At 42.0% G+C, this 16,203-nt stretch carries 13 protein-coding genes; 7 read left to right on the forward strand and 6 right to left on the reverse strand.

All coding sequences use genetic code 11. The features are described 5' to 3' along the window. The first annotated feature begins 38 nt into the window (after positions 1-38). Together recA and BCY91_RS03710 are read left to right on the forward strand one after the other, a co-directional pair. Complete coding sequence (gene recA, locus BCY91_RS03705) at positions 39-1,055, forward strand: recombinase RecA (protein ID WP_120180678.1); 1,017 nt, start codon at positions 39-41, stop codon at positions 1,053-1,055. 110 nt (positions 1,056-1,165) lie between these two features. Then, positions 1,166-1,477 carry a DUF3467 domain-containing protein gene (locus BCY91_RS03710; RefSeq protein ID WP_120180679.1) on the forward strand — a complete coding sequence of 104 codons (312 nt, stop codon included), beginning with the start codon at positions 1,166-1,168 and terminating at the stop codon, positions 1,475-1,477. 52 nt (positions 1,478-1,529) lie between these two features. Here BCY91_RS03710 and BCY91_RS03715 read toward each other — a convergent pair whose 3' ends face one another. Beyond that, positions 1,530-1,967, reverse strand: a complete 438-nt coding sequence (locus BCY91_RS03715) for a tail fiber domain-containing protein (protein ID WP_120180680.1) — start codon at positions 1,965-1,967, stop codon at positions 1,530-1,532. 46 nt (positions 1,968-2,013) lie between these two features. Beyond that, the gene (locus BCY91_RS03720) at positions 2,014-2,226 is read right to left on the reverse strand and encodes a hypothetical protein (protein WP_182995298.1); all 213 of its coding nucleotides are present in this window, start codon (positions 2,224-2,226) and stop codon (positions 2,014-2,016) included. A 176-nt stretch (positions 2,227-2,402) separates the two neighbouring features. Here BCY91_RS03720 and BCY91_RS03725 point away from each other — a divergent pair, with 176 nt between their 5' ends. After that, on the forward strand, positions 2,403-3,236 hold the full coding sequence (locus tag BCY91_RS03725) for an alpha/beta hydrolase (protein ID WP_120180682.1): 834 nt from the start codon (positions 2,403-2,405) through the stop codon (positions 3,234-3,236). 125 nt (positions 3,237-3,361) lie between these two features. On the opposite strand, the gene BCY91_RS03730 is transcribed toward BCY91_RS03725, so the two are convergent. Further along, the gene (locus BCY91_RS03730) at positions 3,362-5,005 is read right to left on the reverse strand and encodes an SUMF1/EgtB/PvdO family nonheme iron enzyme (protein WP_120180683.1); all 1,644 of its coding nucleotides are present in this window, start codon (positions 5,003-5,005) and stop codon (positions 3,362-3,364) included. A gap of 160 nt (positions 5,006-5,165) precedes the next feature. Between BCY91_RS03730 and porU the strand changes: the two genes are divergently transcribed. From porU to ispF, 3 genes are read left to right on the forward strand one after another with little or no spacing between them, the layout of a single operon-like run. After that, positions 5,166-8,993, forward strand: coding sequence for a type IX secretion system sortase PorU (porU, locus tag BCY91_RS03735; protein ID WP_120180684.1), 3,828 nt, complete (start codon positions 5,166-5,168; stop codon positions 8,991-8,993). A gap of 42 nt (positions 8,994-9,035) precedes the next feature. Then, entirely contained in the window at positions 9,036-10,184 is a 1,149-nt protein-coding gene (gene porV / locus BCY91_RS03740) for a type IX secretion system outer membrane channel protein PorV (protein ID WP_120180685.1), read from the forward strand. A gap of 6 nt (positions 10,185-10,190) precedes the next feature. After that, positions 10,191-10,667, forward strand: coding sequence for a 2-C-methyl-D-erythritol 2,4-cyclodiphosphate synthase (gene ispF / locus BCY91_RS03745; RefSeq protein ID WP_120180686.1), 477 nt, complete (start codon positions 10,191-10,193; stop codon positions 10,665-10,667). 60 nt (positions 10,668-10,727) lie between these two features. Here ispF and BCY91_RS03750 read toward each other — a convergent pair whose 3' ends face one another. Further along, complete coding sequence (locus BCY91_RS03750) at positions 10,728-11,135, reverse strand: OsmC family protein (RefSeq protein WP_120180687.1); 408 nt, start codon at positions 11,133-11,135, stop codon at positions 10,728-10,730. 225 nt (positions 11,136-11,360) lie between these two features. Here BCY91_RS03750 and BCY91_RS03755 point away from each other — a divergent pair, with 225 nt between their 5' ends. Then, positions 11,361-13,124 carry an SLC13 family permease gene (locus BCY91_RS03755; RefSeq protein ID WP_120180688.1) on the forward strand — a complete coding sequence of 588 codons (1,764 nt, stop codon included), beginning with the start codon at positions 11,361-11,363 and terminating at the stop codon, positions 13,122-13,124. 327 nt (positions 13,125-13,451) lie between these two features. Here BCY91_RS03755 and BCY91_RS03760 read toward each other — a convergent pair whose 3' ends face one another. Both BCY91_RS03760 and BCY91_RS03765 read right to left on the reverse strand, forming a co-directional pair. Beyond that, a complete protein-coding gene (locus BCY91_RS03760; protein ID WP_120180689.1) occupies positions 13,452-14,957 on the reverse strand; it encodes a T9SS type A sorting domain-containing protein in 1,506 nt (501 codons plus the stop codon). 131 nt (positions 14,958-15,088) lie between these two features. Continuing rightward, positions 15,089-16,192 carry a T9SS type A sorting domain-containing protein gene (locus tag BCY91_RS03765; RefSeq protein ID WP_120180690.1) on the reverse strand — a complete coding sequence of 368 codons (1,104 nt, stop codon included), beginning with the start codon at positions 16,190-16,192 and terminating at the stop codon, positions 15,089-15,091. Between the last annotated feature and the right edge of the window lie 11 nt (positions 16,193-16,203).

The raw sequence follows: 16,203 nt of genomic DNA on the forward strand, positions 1-16,203 counted from the left end.
AATTTCAGGAACCAAACAAATACTAAAAATATTATTAGATGAGCGCAGGTAACGAAAAACTGAAGGCTTTACAGCTAACGCTAGATAAATTAGAAAAATCATACGGTAAAGGTGCCGTAATGAAACTGGGCGATGCCCCTGTAGAAGCTATTGAAGCCATATCAACCGGATCTTTGGGATTAGATATCGCATTGGGGATTGGCGGTGTGCCAAAAGGCAGAGTTATTGAAATTTACGGACCAGAGTCTTCCGGTAAAACCACTTTAGCTACACACATTATCGCCGAAGCACAGAAAAAAGGTGGCATTGCCGCTATTGTGGATGCCGAGCACGCTTTTGATCAGTTTTACGCAAAAAAATTAGGTGTTGATATCGAGAACTTGCTGATTTCGCAACCAGACAACGGCGAACAGGCTTTAGAAATTGCAGATAATTTAATCCGCTCCGGCGCTATTGACGTTATCGTGATCGACTCGGTAGCGGCTTTGGTGCCTAAAGGCGAGATTGAAGGCGAAATGGGCGATTCTAAAATGGGTTTGCAAGCACGTTTAATGTCGCAGGCTTTACGTAAGCTAACCGGTACCATTAGCAAAACCAATTGCTGCTGTATCTTCATCAACCAATTGCGTGATAAAATTGGGGTAATGTTTGGTAATCCAGAAACTACCACCGGTGGTAACGCTCTAAAGTTTTACGCTTCTGTACGTTTGGATATCCGCCGTATTGCCCAAATTAAGGATAGCGACGAAGTTGCCGGCAACCGGGTTAAGGTGAAAATTGTTAAGAACAAAGTGGCGCCACCTTTCCGTATTGCAGAGTTTGATGTGATGTTTGGCCAAGGGATTTCTAAAGTTGGCGAAATTGTAGATTTGGGCGTGGAGTACGGCATCGTTAAAAAAGCAGGATCTTGGTTTAGCTATGGCGATACCAAATTGGGCCAGGGCCGTGATGCGGTAAAACAGTTATTGCTAGATAACCCAGAACTTTCTGACGAATTAGAAAACAAAATTAAAGAAGCGGTTTCGGGCGTAACCTTGATAGTTGAGCCAGAATAGCGGTAAGAAGTTTCCGAGAATATAAGCAACATCGGCAAGGGTGTTGCTTTTTTTGTGAACAATAATTGCTATGCAGATTATGTTTGTTTTAGTTTTTATATTTTAGCCTTATGGAAGAACAGAACGACAACCAACTAAATATAGAGCTATCCGAAGAAATGGCAGAAGGTACTTACGCCAACTTAGCCGTCATTACCCATTCAAACAGTGAATTTGTGTTAGACTTTATCCGGGTGATGCCAGGTGTGCCAAAAGCGAAAGTGAAAAGTCGCGTATTACTTACGCCCGATCACGCAAAACGCTTAATGAACGCCTTAGCAGAAAACATAGCCAAGTATGAAATGGTAAACGGCAAAATAAAGGTTGGCGGCGAAGACGGTGGGATGCCTTTTAATTTTGGCGGACCAACTGCCCAAGCATAAGCTGTAAAAGAAATGAGGCCTTGCGGCCTCAAATCTTACACACACGCAAAAACTATTCTTTCGCCTTTTTAAGCAAGGCAATCTCTTTTTTCAAACTTTCGATAGTTTGTTGTTGTTCTTGGATAGCGGCAACCATCACAGGAATTAACTTTTCGGCATCTAGCTCGCGGTAGCGGGCTGTACCCAAACTGTTTTTGCCGTTGCTGAAACTTTTGTAATGTGTTTTAATCAAACTAGGCGTTGCACTTGCTGCACTCTGCAAGCTAAAACCAAATTGTTGTGCTTCGCTCAGTTTTAATTTCGGATATTTTTCAGTGTTGTATCGGTATACGATAGGCTCCAGAAGCATCAGTTTCTGCACAGGCGCTTCAATATTAAGAACATCCGTTTTTAAATCGCTTTCGTTGATTTGTTGCGCAAAGCTATCATAGGTAAAATGTAGGGTCAGGCCTAGCACAAGGCTAAGCTTAAGTGTTTTGCTGAAAATCATTGTTAAGTTTTACGATGAATACTAATTGACTAATAAAAAGGTTCAATTAGCTTTCGGGCGGGGGGCTGGCGTAAAACGGTTTGTGATTTTTATAATTTGGAGATAGCGGCGCGCGCACAATTTGGACGCTCAAAACTTTATGCCATGCAAATAGGCCGGCCGGGCCAATCAGCACATCATTAAAATGTTCCTGCTCGTCTTGCGTTTCCGAGTTCTGGGCAATTTCTTCTGTAGAAACATTTTTTGTGTTGCAATCCAAAGTATTGCAAATGCCGATGCCTAAACACAGCAAAAACAGAAAAGAGAATATGTGCGTCGCGGTTTTCAATGATATGCATCAAAGATATTGTTTGACTTTTATTACGGAAATTTTGGACACCCTTTTTTAAGTAACGATATTGTGCATTCTTTAAATTAACAGCCAAACATTAAATCATGGAACAGCAAAAATTTAGCAAAGAGAATTTTGAAATAGCAGGTTTTAACGCTAAGCCCATTGTTGGCGATATCACCTACGCCAATAGCTACCCAGATTATTTAGTGATTTTTGTACACGGCAACAAGGGTTTTAAAGATTGGGGCGCACACCATTTAACCGCTGCGCGTTTTGCCGCCGCGGGAATTTATTTTTTAAAGTTTAATTTTTCGCACAGCGGGGTAAAGCCGGATGACCTTTCTGATATCAAGGACTTAGAAACTTTTTCTTTAAATACGCCCATCAAAGAGCTTTTTGATTTAGATAAAGTGATTGCATATGCACAAGACAAGTTTCCGCATTTGCAAATTGTATTATTAGGCCACAGCCGTGGTGGCGGTTTAAGTATTTTGCAAACTGCAAAGGATAAGCGTGTGGCAAAGCTCATTACTTTAGCAGCGCTTGAAGATTTTAGAAAACTTTGGAAACCCGAAGAGGAAGCAGCGTGGCGAGAAACTGGTGTAAATTACACAGAGAATAGCCGAACAAAGCAGATGTTTCCGCGCTCGGTGGTTTTATTAAACGATGTTTTAGAAAATCAAGAGATATTAGATACAAAAAAAGCCGCAAAACAGATGAATGTACCTTGGCTAATTGTGCATGGCACAGCAGACGTTGCGGTTGATGTTTCTGTAGCCGAAGAATTTCATCAGTTACAGCCAAAAAGCGAATTGTTAGTGATAAATAATGCAGACCATGTTTTTGGGGCAGTACATCCTTACACCATAACTGACCTTCCGGCAGATTTGCAAACGGCAGTAGATGCTTCTATCAAATTTGTATTAAAGCAATAAATGAACAGAAGTTGATGCGCATTTGGAAATAGAGCAGACCTTCGGCATTACTGCCTAAGTTTGTACCCACAAAAAAAGGCCAGGGAATAATCCTTGGCCTTCTAGTATAAACATAAACTGTGTTTTTATTTTTTGAAGCCTACGCGCGATTTAGGTTGTTTAAACTGCGGTGTGCTTTTCTTGTTAATCTGCGGATCGCCCACACTGCTCATGGCGCAACGGAAACCAATCTCGGCACTTGCCTCACCTTGGTCCAAATACCTTCTGGTTCCAGGGTTTAGCCAGTAAGCTCTATCGTTCCATGAACCACCTTTGTAAACCTTAGAACGGTCGTTCACCAAAGTGATTTTTCCGTACAAGTCTAAGTTCTGCGGGTCTAAGTAGCCACGTTGGTCGGCATCAAAAGTTGGTTTCAGCACTGGCATTTTGGTGGTGTCAATAGCCGTCGGCGTGCTTGGGCTAGGCTCTGTTATGTTGCCGTATTTTGAGGCTAGCTTTGCATATGGGTCTTTTTTGCCCGAGTGCGCATCAACTTTAACCGGCATATTGCTTTTGCCTAAAGTTACTATTTGGCCATTGGTGTCGTACTCGTTATTTTTAAAATCGTTACCTCTAAAAGGGTTAAAATCTTCCACCTTATCAAATGAGGCTTGGCGGTAGGTGTCGTAAACCCACTCGCTTACGTTGCCGGCCATGTTGTACAAACCAAAATCATTAGGCATGTAAGCTTTTACCGGGGCGGTAATATCGGCACCGTCGTTCAAATATCCGGCAACACCCATGTTATCACCTTCGCCACGTTTAAAGTTGGCGTAAATTAAACCGCGGGTATTTTTTTGTGCAGATCTGATTCCCAAACCGTACCAAGGATAAATTTTGTTATTGTTTACAATGTTATTGTTGGCCGTACCAATTAAAGCTAAAGCCGCATATTCCCACTCGGCTTCTGTTGGTAGGCGGTATCTGCCAGGCGTAAACACGCCGTCTTCAATGCGTGCGTAGCGTTGCTCGTTCCCTTTTCCTTTTGCTGGTGTGCCGGCAGAAGCGGTTGGGTTCAATACTTTAGGTGCGCCTTTGCCTTTATCTTCGTATTGGCCGTTAAGGTATAAATCTAAGCTAAACGGTTCGGTACTAACGGTGTTTGTGCCTTTGCCACCGCCTTTAGCGTTGCCGCCTTTTGCGGTAGAGTAAGTTTTCCAATCGCTCAAGATGTTTTTGTTTCTTAGCAAGTTTTCATTTACTACGTTGGTTCTCCAATCGCAATAAGCCACGGCTTGTTCCCAAGTTACGCCCACAACCGGATACTCTTGATAAGCCGGATGCCTTAAATAATTGTTTACGTAAGGCTCATTGTAAGCCAAAGGGCTTCTCCAAACCAAAGTATCTGGCAAAGCCTCGTAATACCATCTTGGGTCTTGCGGAACTTCCCTAATCCAGTTCAAATATTCTAGCCAGTCGATATTTGCTACTTCGGTTTCGTCCATATAAAAAGTAGCTACGGTAACTCGCCTTTTTGGTGCAGCGTAATCAAAACCAATATCATCGATGTTTGAACCGCCCATTACAAAAGTACCGCCTTCAATATGCACTAAGCCAGGACCTGGGGTAGGTTTCACTTTTTTAGATACTTGAAGCGAGCCTGCTCTTTTAGCGTTGTACGCCGCACCGGTTTTTTTGGATACGCCGGCGCTACCAGATTTTTTGCAAGACGATACTGCCATAGTTAAGGCAATACATGCAGCAAGTACAGGTAAGGTGTTTTTTCTCATTGTGCTTTATTGTGTTTTCAAAGCTAAAAATAAAATTTCTGATTAATCTAATTGATATGTTTAAAATTGCATGATTAACCAGCAAATGCTTCTCAATATTTTATATATTGAAACGGCTAAGCGCAATAATAGTTACAATAAAGATAAATAAATTTTTGGTTTGAAAAACATTGTATATAAGCTGTTTAGCCCGATATTGTTTTTCTTGGCGCTTTATAGCCCTCTTTTTGCCCAAAACCCGCTAAACCACTACCAGCTTCAATGGCCTTCAGATACGCTTAGGTTTTTTAGCCATAATAAACTAACAAAAAATACTTTTTTCCCTCGATATGATTTTGCTGTTTTTGGAAGCGTACCCTCTGTTTACCTAAAAATACCTGTTAATAAAGCCGACCAGCAGGTTGAAGTTCAGGTAGGTAAACAATCAAGAGCGGTATTGCCAGCAGGTTTTACAGATGGCGATAAAATTAAATCCGATCTGCAGATTAACTACCATACCGTTATCGAACATGGCCAAAACTACCTATTGTTAAGCTTTTTGCCCGTCATCAAGAATCCGGATGGCACTTATCAAAAGGTAGAGGAATTTAGTTTGACCATGAATGCAGTGTCCGTTAGGGGCGCAGGGTCCAATGTTGCAAATGCTCAGCCTGCAAACTCGGTATTGGCTAACGGCCGCTGGTATAAAATCGCGGTTGCGGCAAAGGGGATTTATAAATTGGATTACAATTTTTTGAAGAAGTTGGGTTTAGATGTATCCAATTTAGATCCGCGTAAGTTGCGGTTGTACGGCAATGGAGGGTATCAATTGCCACAGGCCAATAGCCAAAGCAGGCCGAACGATCTGCAAGAGAACGCTATGTTTGCCGTTGGTGAGGCCGACGGACGGCTAGATACTGACGATTATTTTTTGTTTTATTATCCGGGAAATACCGAATGGAAACAAAATGCGCAGGGTTTGTTTGAACATCAGCAGAACGTTTACAGCGATAGTGCTTATTATTTCTTGTCTGCCGATTTGGGCTCGGCTAAGCGGATGCTTAATAATCAGACATCAGGTACGGTGCCTCAAATAACCAGCAATAGTTTTGATGATTATCAGCTGTACGAAAAAGATTTATACAGTGCAATTACTTCAAACTTAAAATCGGGCAGAAACTGGTATGGCGAAGACTTTGAATTTACCAACAGTCGCGATTTTAACTTTAACCTGCCCGGTTTAATTGTTGGCGAGCCGCTTTGGGTAAAAACCCGGATGGCCATCCGCGCCAACGTAAGTTCTTTTGCACGGGTAAAACTGAACAATCAAAACTTGTACAATTTAACCGCCAATGCTGTTCCTCTAAATTTTGAAAGTGATTATGCGCAGGCGGTATCGCAAACGGCGAACATCTCTGCACCGGCAAATCCAAACCTAAGCCTAAACATCAGTTATGATAAAAGTAGTTCTATGGCAAATGCCTGGTTAGATTTTGTGGAATTAAACTGCCGACGACAGTTTTTTCCTATCAACGGTTTTTTACAGTTTAGGGATAAAAACACAGTGGGGCAAGGACTTGTACAGTTTAATTTGGGGGCGCAAAATATGGATTTGCAGGTTTGGGATGTCACTGATATGTACCATGCACGCGCGGTACAAGTACAAAAAACAGCCAACGAAAGCCATTTTATTGCAGACGCGGGTATGCTCAAAGAATATGTGGCCTTTTTGCCTTCAGCTTTTCAAACGCCCGCTGCCCTTGGCGCTTTGCCCAATCAAAATTTACATGCTTTAACGCCAGCCGATTTTTTAATTATCAGCGCGCCCGAATTTTTGAGCGAAGCAAGGCGTTTGGCCCAATATCGCAAAAATACTCAAGGTCTTAGCTACCATGTTGTTAGCAGTGAGCAAGTTTATAACGAGTTTTCTTCTGGAAAAAGAGATGCCAGCGCCATCCGCGACTTTGTGAAAATGTTTTACGACCGCGCATCCGCAAATACGGCGTTACAGCCCAAATACCTTTTGCTTTTTGGCAAAGGTTCTTTTGACAACCGAATGTTGCAGTTTAAGCAGAACAATCTTCTGGTCACCTATCAATCTAAAAATTCTTTATCGCCCACGGCCAGCTATACCTCTGATGATTATTTTGCTTTGTTAGATGACAATGAAGGTGATTTTTCTGAGGATTATAATGCCAATCCCGGCTTGTTGGACATCGCCGTAGGGCGCATCCCCGCAAAAAACGCGACAGAGGCAAAGGCCGTGGTAGATAAGCTGATAGCTTACGAGGCTAGTGCCAGTTTAGGGGCTTGGCGTAACAGCATTACTCTGGTGGCCGACGACGAAGATAATAACCTGCACCTCAACCAGGCGGAAGCCAACGCAACGCTTGTTGCACAAAACAAAAATTACAACATCAGTAAAATTTATTTTGATGCTTATCCCCAAGAAATTGGCGCCGGTGGCACTACAAATCCGCAAGCAAAGGAAGCTTTAAACCAAGAAATAGCCGATGGCACCCTGCTAGTAAATTATACCGGCCATGGCGGTGAAGGCGGTTGGGCGCAGGAAAAAGTGTTGACCATTGACGATATCGAAAATTGGCAGAACAAAAATAAACTGCCGCTTATTTTCACGGCAACCTGTTCTTTTAGCCGTTGGGACGATCCAGAGCTGGTTTCTGCCGGTGAGCTGGCGCTGTTAAAACCCGAGGGCGGTGTGCCTTCTATTTTTAGCACCACGCGTATTGTATATTCTTCCTATAATTTTGACCTAAACCAAAGTTTTTTAAAAGCACTTTTACAGGATATTCCAAATGGGCGCTTGCGCTTTGGCGATGTTTTCCGTGCGGCTAAAAACAACAATATCGGCGGTTTAAACATTAATTCCAGAAACTTTACTTTATTGGGCGATCCAACCGCTTTGTTTCCTATCCCGCAACTGGGCGTGCACAGCACCACACTGCCAGATACGCTTAAGGCAGGCGAAAAAGTAACCGTTAAAGGTGTGGTAACAAAAGCTGATGGCTCAACAGCCAGCAGTTTCAACGGTGTGCTTTATCCTATCTTATTTGATAAAGCCAGCACCATAAGAACTCTTGGGCAAGATGCCGGTTTAAACGGGAGCTATCCGCAAGCTTTTGAGGTGCAACAAAATGTGCTTTACAAAGGCAAAGCCAGCGTTGTTAATGGCTCATTCAGTTTTGATTTTTTGGTGCCACGGGATATTAATTTGAGTGTTGGGAAAGGAAAAATCAGCTACTATGCCGGTAATGAGCTGAGTGATGCTTCCGGCTTTAGCGAAATAAAAGTTGGTGGAAGCAGCGCAAACAGCTCAAACGATAAAATTGGACCTACCATAAAGCTATATTTTAACGACCAAAATTTTGTATCCGGAGGAATTACAAGTCCGAATGCGGTATTGTTAGTTAAGCTTTTTGATGAAAGTGGAATTAATACCACTGGAATTGGTATCGGCCATGATGTTGTAGCTACTTTGAGTTCTACGGATATGCCTGAAAAAAGTATCGTGTTAAACAATTACTATCAGGCTGATGTTGACTCGTACCAATCTGGCGAAATAAAATACCCTTTCGAGAACTTGCTGCCCGGCCGTTACACTTTAAAGTTAAAAGCTTGGGATGTATTTAATAATTCGGCAGAGGAGTTGATAGATTTTGAGGTGAAGCATCAGGAAAAACTGAGTTTGGCCCATGTACTCAACTACCCAAATCCCTTTGTAAACCGCACCAGCTTTCAGTTTGAGCACAATTACCCCAATGAAGAATTGGAGGTGCAGGTGAACATAAAAACGGTAACGGGCAAGTTGGTGAAAACTATTAATCAGCAAATTTACAGCACCGGAAACCGGGTGAACAACATCTTTTGGGATGCCAAAGATGATTTCGGCGAGAAAATTGCACGCGGCATATACGTTTACGAGTTAAAAGTGCGTTGTATAAGCAACGGTGCGGTAGCTAAAAAAACCGAAAAGTTGCTGATACTTTAACCTAAATCAATTATTATCGCTTATTAATTATAGTTTTACCAAATGAAGATAAAGCTTTACGCCTATTCAGCTGCATTCGCTTGCGGCATCATGCTATTTAACAATGTTCAAGCTCAGGAAGTTGTAACAGACGGGCGGCAAGAAAACGCAATTACTACTGCTGTTCCGTTTTTATTGATTACGCCAGATGCACGCGCTGGTGCAATGGGGGATGTAGGCGCTGCTACCTCGCCAGACGTAAATGCCACACATTTTAATCCGGCTAAGTTGGCATTTCTTAAAGATCCTTACGGTTTTGGCGTTTCTTATAGTCCGTGGTTGCCTAAGTTGGTGCCAGATATTAACCTAGCTTACTTAAACGGATTTTATAAAATTGACGATCGTAATACCATCGGTGGTTCGTTGCGCTATTTTTCTTTAGGGAACATTCAGTTTGTAGATGAAAACCAGCAGTTACAAGGTGAGGGTAACCCCAATGAGTTGGCGTTTGACGTATCTTATGCCCGTAGTTTTGGCGATAACTTTTCTTTGGGTACAGCTATCCGCTATATTTACTCTAATTTAAGTTCGGGACAGGTTTTCAACAGCCAAGAAACACAACCAGCATCCGCAGCAGCGGCAGATATTTCTGCATTTTACACCACGCCATCTACGCTTTTTAGCAAGGCGGCCACCATTTCTGCAGGTTTAGATATATCGAACATTGGTACCAAAATGAATTATACCGAAAGCGGGCCGAAATATTTTTTACCCACCAATATGCGCTTAGGTGGCTCTGCAACGGTACATGCCGATGATTATAATGATTTCTCTTTCTCGTTGGATTTTAATAAACTGTTAGTGCCAACAAATGCCACAACAGACGCCAGCAAATCTGTGCCGGCAGGTATTTTCGGCTCTTTTACCGATGCGCCGGGCGGAGCGAAAGAAGAGCTTCAGGAAGTTAGCATTGCCACCGGCGCCGAGTATTGGTACAACAAACAGTTTGCAATACGTGCAGGCTACTTTTACGAAAATCCAAATAAAGGAAACCGCCAGTATTTAACCTTAGGCTTGGGTTTACGTTACAATATTGTTGATTTAGATTTTTCGTATCTATTGGCCAACCAGCAAACATCGCCTTTGGCTAATACCTTAAGATTTTCTTTATTATTCAATTTTGCAGCACCTAGCAGCGGTGCTAAACCTTAAAATTTTATGAAGATTAGAGTTGGATTCGGGTTTGATGTGCACCAGTTGCGCGAAGGTCATCCTTTTATTTTGGGTGGCGTATTGTTAGAACATCATAAAGGCGCTTTTGGCCATTCTGATGCGGATGTTTTGGCCCACGCTGTATGCGACGCTTTGTTAGGCGCAGCAAACAAGCGGGATATTGGCCATCATTTTAAAAACACCGATGAGCGCTGGAAAGGCATCAGCAGTTTAATATTATTAAAAGAGTGCGCAAAGATGTTGCACGACGAAGGCTACAGCATTAACAATGTTGACGCGATGCTATGTATTGAAGCACCCAAAATTAATCCGCATGTACCAGCCATGAAAAAGCACTTAGCTTTGGCTATGGGCATCAGTGAAGATGACATCTCTATCAAGGCTACTACCAATGAAACCATGGGCTTTATTGGGCGCGAAGAAGGCGTAGTAGCCTATGCCGTTTGTTTGATACAGAAGTAATCTGGCATTTCAATAAAAGCTTGCGAGGTTGGTTAAAATCGTAAAATTATTAAAGAATTGCTACCAATTAAATTCCACTACTTTTTTAAGATCGGGGTGCAAACTGGCGTAAACGGGGCAGGTTAGCGCGGCGTGTTCCAGTATTTTCTTGTCTTTATCGCTAAAGCTGTTTTTGTTGGGGAAACCTAAACTGATTTGTATTTCTGTTACGCGGCGTGGCTCTGTACCCATAATTTTTGTCACTTCTGCACTGGTACCAGAAATATCTATGCCGTGCGTTTCTGATGCAATGCCCATAATGGTAAGCATACAGCTGGCTAAAGAAGTGGCTAATAGGTCTGATGGAGAAAAAGCTTCGCCCTTGCCCTTATTGTCAACAGGTGCATCGGTTACGATGTTGGTATTAGAACGTAAGTGGGTGGCGCTTGTACGCAAATCGCCCTGATAAATAACTTTTGAAGTTGCCATGTTCAAAAGTAAAAATCTGACAGATACTTGTCCAACAAAAACGCGATATATCTTTTTTTTAATACAACAGATGCAAGTTTCTAACACCGTTGATACAACAATTGTTATCTGTGTTTTTATTTAACACATTAATTATCAGGTTGTTGATTTTGTGCTGGTGCGATTTTTTACTTGTGGATATTAATTTGATAACAAACAGCAGAAGCTTTACCCTTCGTTTATTTTATGAGCATAGCTATTGTACTTGGCCTTTTGGTTTTGGCAATCATCTTATTCGCAACAGAAATAGTTTCGGTAGATGTTGTGACCGTTTTTTTACTGATTGTACTGTGTTTAACCAACATCATCACACCTAAAGAAGCGTTTGAAGGTTTCTCTAGCGATTTTATCATCATCCTGGCTTCCATATTTGTAATGGTGGGAGCACTGAGGCAAACGGGCGTAATCGACACTTTTATTGCGCGTTTGGTGAACATCAAAAAGCAACCTCCAAAAATCATCGTGTTTTTTGTGATGCTGGTAGCTTCGTTAACCTCGGGTTTTATGAACAACACCACCATAACCGCGCTAATGTTAAACCCTACCATCGGGTTATCCAAACTATCGGGCATTGCACCATCCAAAATTTTAATGCCTTTGTCGTTTGCATCCATTTTAGGCGGGACCTGTACTTTAATTGGTACCTCAACCAACGTTGCGGTAAGCGGTTTTATCGTTTCGCAGGGCTTGCCTCGCATTGGTATGTTTGATTTTTTGCCTATCGGATTAATTCTTTTGGGTGTTGGTATTTTATATATGATGACTATCGGTCAGCAGTTGTTGCCCAGCAATTCTAAAGAAAAGCTGGAGGAAGATTATGCCATGCGTAAATATCTGAGCGAAGCGGTAATTGCAGAAGATTCTAACCTGATTGGGCAAAAGGTAAGTGAATCTGACATCGCTAAACAAGGTTTTACCATTGTTTCTATTATCCGCAACGGTTATAATTTTATCCCCACGCGCTTCACCAAATTGGAGGCAGGAGACGAGATTTTGATTAAAGGTAATGTGGACGATTTGCTGAAAATAAAAGATTTAAAAGGTGTAGATATCAAAGCTGACCTACTCGATTTTGAAAAAGAAGGAAACGAATTGCATTTGGCAGAGCTGATGGTCATCGGCGGGTCCGAATCGCTCAAAAGTACGGTAGAGCGCATCAATTTTAGAACGCGTTACGGCTTAAGCATTTTGGCTATCCACCGTAAGGGGAAAACCATGCGCGAAAAAATTGGTAAAATGCGCTTGCAGGTGGGCGATTTGCTTTTGGTGCAGGGCGAGAAAGAAAATATCGACTTTATCCGCAACCGCGAGAACGATTTTATTTTGCTAGAAGATTATAAGCCTAATTTGCACCTTAAGCGGAAAGGCATTTTTACGCTTTTTGCTTTTGTACTTTCTATAGTTTTGGGTACAACGGGCATTGTTCCGCTCTCGGTAGGTTTTTTAATTGGCGCTTTGTTAACGGTGGCCACCCGTTGCGTAAACCCCGATGAAGTTTACGACCATATTGATTGGCGTTTGTTGATTTTAATTGGCGGGATGAGTGCTTTTGGCGTGGCCATGACAAAAACTGGCGCAGATAAGTTTGTGGCGGAGTATGTGATTACTATTTTTAAAACCTTTGGCATTTACGGCATTTTAGCCGGCTTTGTATTACTTACCGTGGTACTAACGCAACCTTTAAGCAATGCCGCCGCCGCTTTAGTGGTACTGCCAATAGGTTTGCAAACCGCTGCCCAACTTCATGTTAATCCGCTTACTTTTGCAATCGCCATAATGCTCTCGGCATCGGTTTCTATGCTTACCCCTTTTGAGCCTTCTTGCATTCTAGTGTATGGCCCCGGGCGCTACAAATTCTTTGATTTTGTTAAAGTAGGCGGAATTTTAACCTTAATTATGATGGTAATTTTGGTCTGGATTGTGCCTTTCTTTTACCCATTTAAGGTGTAAGGAGTGAGGTTTAGGGTTTGAGGTTGCGGTTAACGTTTGAGGTTTAAGGCGTGAGGTTTAAGATGTGGGGCCGAAAGCCTAGGGTGTGAGTTTAACAGGGTTGTGGCTGGTTTTCAGCGTCGCAGACTCCTATCTATTCTGAAAATCTTTAGAACGCTTCGCTAACTCTAAGGACAATAAATGCTAGCCAATAAGCGGATAAAAAAAACTTGCGAAGTTTTTAAAACTTCGCAAGTTTTACTAAACGAGTGCTAAAATTAAGTGTAATTTACGTTTCAAACGTTGCCGTCTTTTATCATTATTCTTTCATCCTTATTCCCAAATAAGTTATCTTAAAAACTTTTTCACTAAGCTTTCACTGTCTGATGTAAAACGAACAATATGTACCCCCGGATCCACCGAGAAAGGTAAACTGATGCTGTTATGGCCTCTGTTAACTGCAATAGCTTGGGAGAACAACTGTTTTCCGCCAATTTCGTATATCTGCAATTCGCCTTTAGTTTGGTTTGCTGATGAAATAAATATCTTTAACTCTTCTGCACCGGCATAAACGTTAAGTTTTGAGCCTTCAATTTTAGAGTTTAAAGCAATCACGAAGGATGCGGAGGTGTTGCCATCAAAATCATGCTGCACCAAACGATAGTAGTTGATGCCTGCATTGGGGTTTTCATCAATAAAATTGTAAGCATTATTTACTTTGGATGTGCCAGCTCCTTTCAACTCACCTATACTGCGGAAGTTTTTACCATCGGCCGAATGCTGAATTTCAAAGAAGTCGTTTTTATTTTCAGAGGCAGTGTTCCAGTTTAAAGTAATGTTACCGTCGTAGGCGGTGCCGGTGAAAGCTACTAGTTCTATAGGGAGGGGAACGGCTAAGGTTTTAATGTCTATTTTAACAGGGCTTACCTGCAAATTGTCACTTAAATCTTTAGCAATTACATACACATCATACTCAACATCAGCAGAAAGCCCTGTTACTGTTTTGGAATTCATAGTGCTAGCTTCACTATAAATTGACCCACTGAAGGTTGCAATAGTATTATCAGCGTTTAAACCTTTTGACACTTGCTCGGCAGTTGGGGCAGCGGCACCGTCTGGAACTATCACATAATAGGTGTTTCCTTTGTCATTGATGTTGGTTTGTACGTCAAAGCTAGTGTTATTTACATTTTCCACTGCCGGAAAGTTAGTTGCAAAAACCGGAGGCGTACCAAGTGCTGTTGTTCCCTGGATAGAAAGTCCCGAAGTGCTTGCATCTGGGGAGTAAAAGCCCCATTCGCCGTTGGTCGTTTGCCCGGTGGCGTAAAACCTTAATACCACGCTTTGGCTCGAGCCTACGTTTTGCAAATCCGGTATACCGATGAGCGATTGTTCTGGCAAATCAACCTCGCCGTTTGCATCCATCGGTGTTAAAATTGGTGACCCTATAAGTTTAAAAGTATTGCCCTCATCAATGCTATAAGCAAATTGCGAATACACTGGTCCATAGCCCGGCGTGCCTTTAAATTTACCGTTTATGCCACTTAGCGAAAACTTATAGCCGGTTGCCGATTTCAGCTTGATTTCAAAATAATCGGTATTGGCTACATTAATGGCATCGTTTCCGAAGCCAGCTGTGGAGAACGAATTGGCATTGCTGCCCGAAGCGGCGGAACTTCCACGGCTGATTGTGTTTAAACTTGCTCCGCTCTCCAAATTACTATTGATGTTGGAGGCAGTTATTGATGCTGGATTATTTTGTTGGTAAAAATTCCAGCTAACGATGGTTTGTGCACTTAGTCCTAGCGACGTCAATAAGCCAAGGCCTAAAGTGAGTAGTAGCGTTTTTCTCATGATTTCGATGTTTTAATGATTTTTTGCTACTCATATCCAATACAGTGCCTTAATTTTAACTTTGCTGTATAAGCCAAATAAAAAGGTCGGCTTATCATTTCCGACCTTTTTAAAAAACAGTATTCCCTTGCTTAACGTACAAATTTTTGAACGATGGTTTTGCCGACGCACTGCAGGCGTGCAAGATAAACACCGGTAGGAAGAAAAACTTGACAATCTGTTTTATTATAACCTTTGGCCAATTTTAAATTGGTGTTAAACAGTTTGTTGCCACCGGTGTCAAATAAAGCGAGGTGCGCCAATGTATTAGCAGGTGCAAATATGTTTGCTGATACGTTTTTATCCAGACAGATAATGTTTAAACTAAGTTCATCCGGGCCTAAACTTGCTGACGTAACAGCCACTGAGGTTGATTTACCGTCAAAATCTACCTGCTTCAACTGATAATAGTTGATGCCTGTAAGCGGATTGTCGTCAATAAATTGGTAACCTTGTTCTGTTTCTGTGTTTCCTGCAGCGCTCAGGCTCGTTAAATAACTAAAAGTTTCGCCGTCACCAGAGCGATATAGTTCAAAATGGTTGTTGTTTTTTTCTGATGCAGTTTTCCAGTTTAACAAGATACGTTCATCTAAAGTTTTTGCAGTGAAAGAAGTAAGGGTAACGGGCAGGGTAGATGATGCCCCAGAAATTACAATATTGTTTATCCTAAAAGAGCCAGAACCGCTAGCAGCATAACCCCAGAACCGAACAGTTAAGACCTGCTCTGAGTTAACGACTACGTTCAAAGTATTACTGTTAAAGCTCGTTAAGGAAGTGGTATTGGCATTTTCATAAGTACCGATTTTTGTGTTTGTTGAAAATCCATCTAAGCTATAATATGCGTCTATCTTTGTTGGACCCTCACCAGTACGGCCAGCATCAAAAGAAATTCCGGTTACGTTGAGTTTGGTTCCGGTTTTTGCAGCTATGGAAAGCTCCAAATATTTTCCGTCGAAAGAAAAACTCGAAGATACGGGAAAGCTTGACGCATAAGGGCCGATTGGCGCTGTAGTTTTATATTGTATCGCTCCGCCCGAGTTAAGCAGACTCGAACCAATTGCATTTCCATCAACAGAAGTAGGTGTGTAATTACTCGGTGCGCTAGGGGAGATGTAATTCCAAACAGCGATCTGCGCTTTCAAACCGCTAGCACAACACAATCCCATCACAGTGGTAATTAATAAAAGTTTTTTCATACGATATAATT

Source organism: Pelobium manganitolerans, from assembly GCF_003609575.1.
Lineage (GTDB): Bacteria > Bacteroidota > Bacteroidia > Sphingobacteriales > Sphingobacteriaceae > Pseudopedobacter > Pseudopedobacter manganitolerans.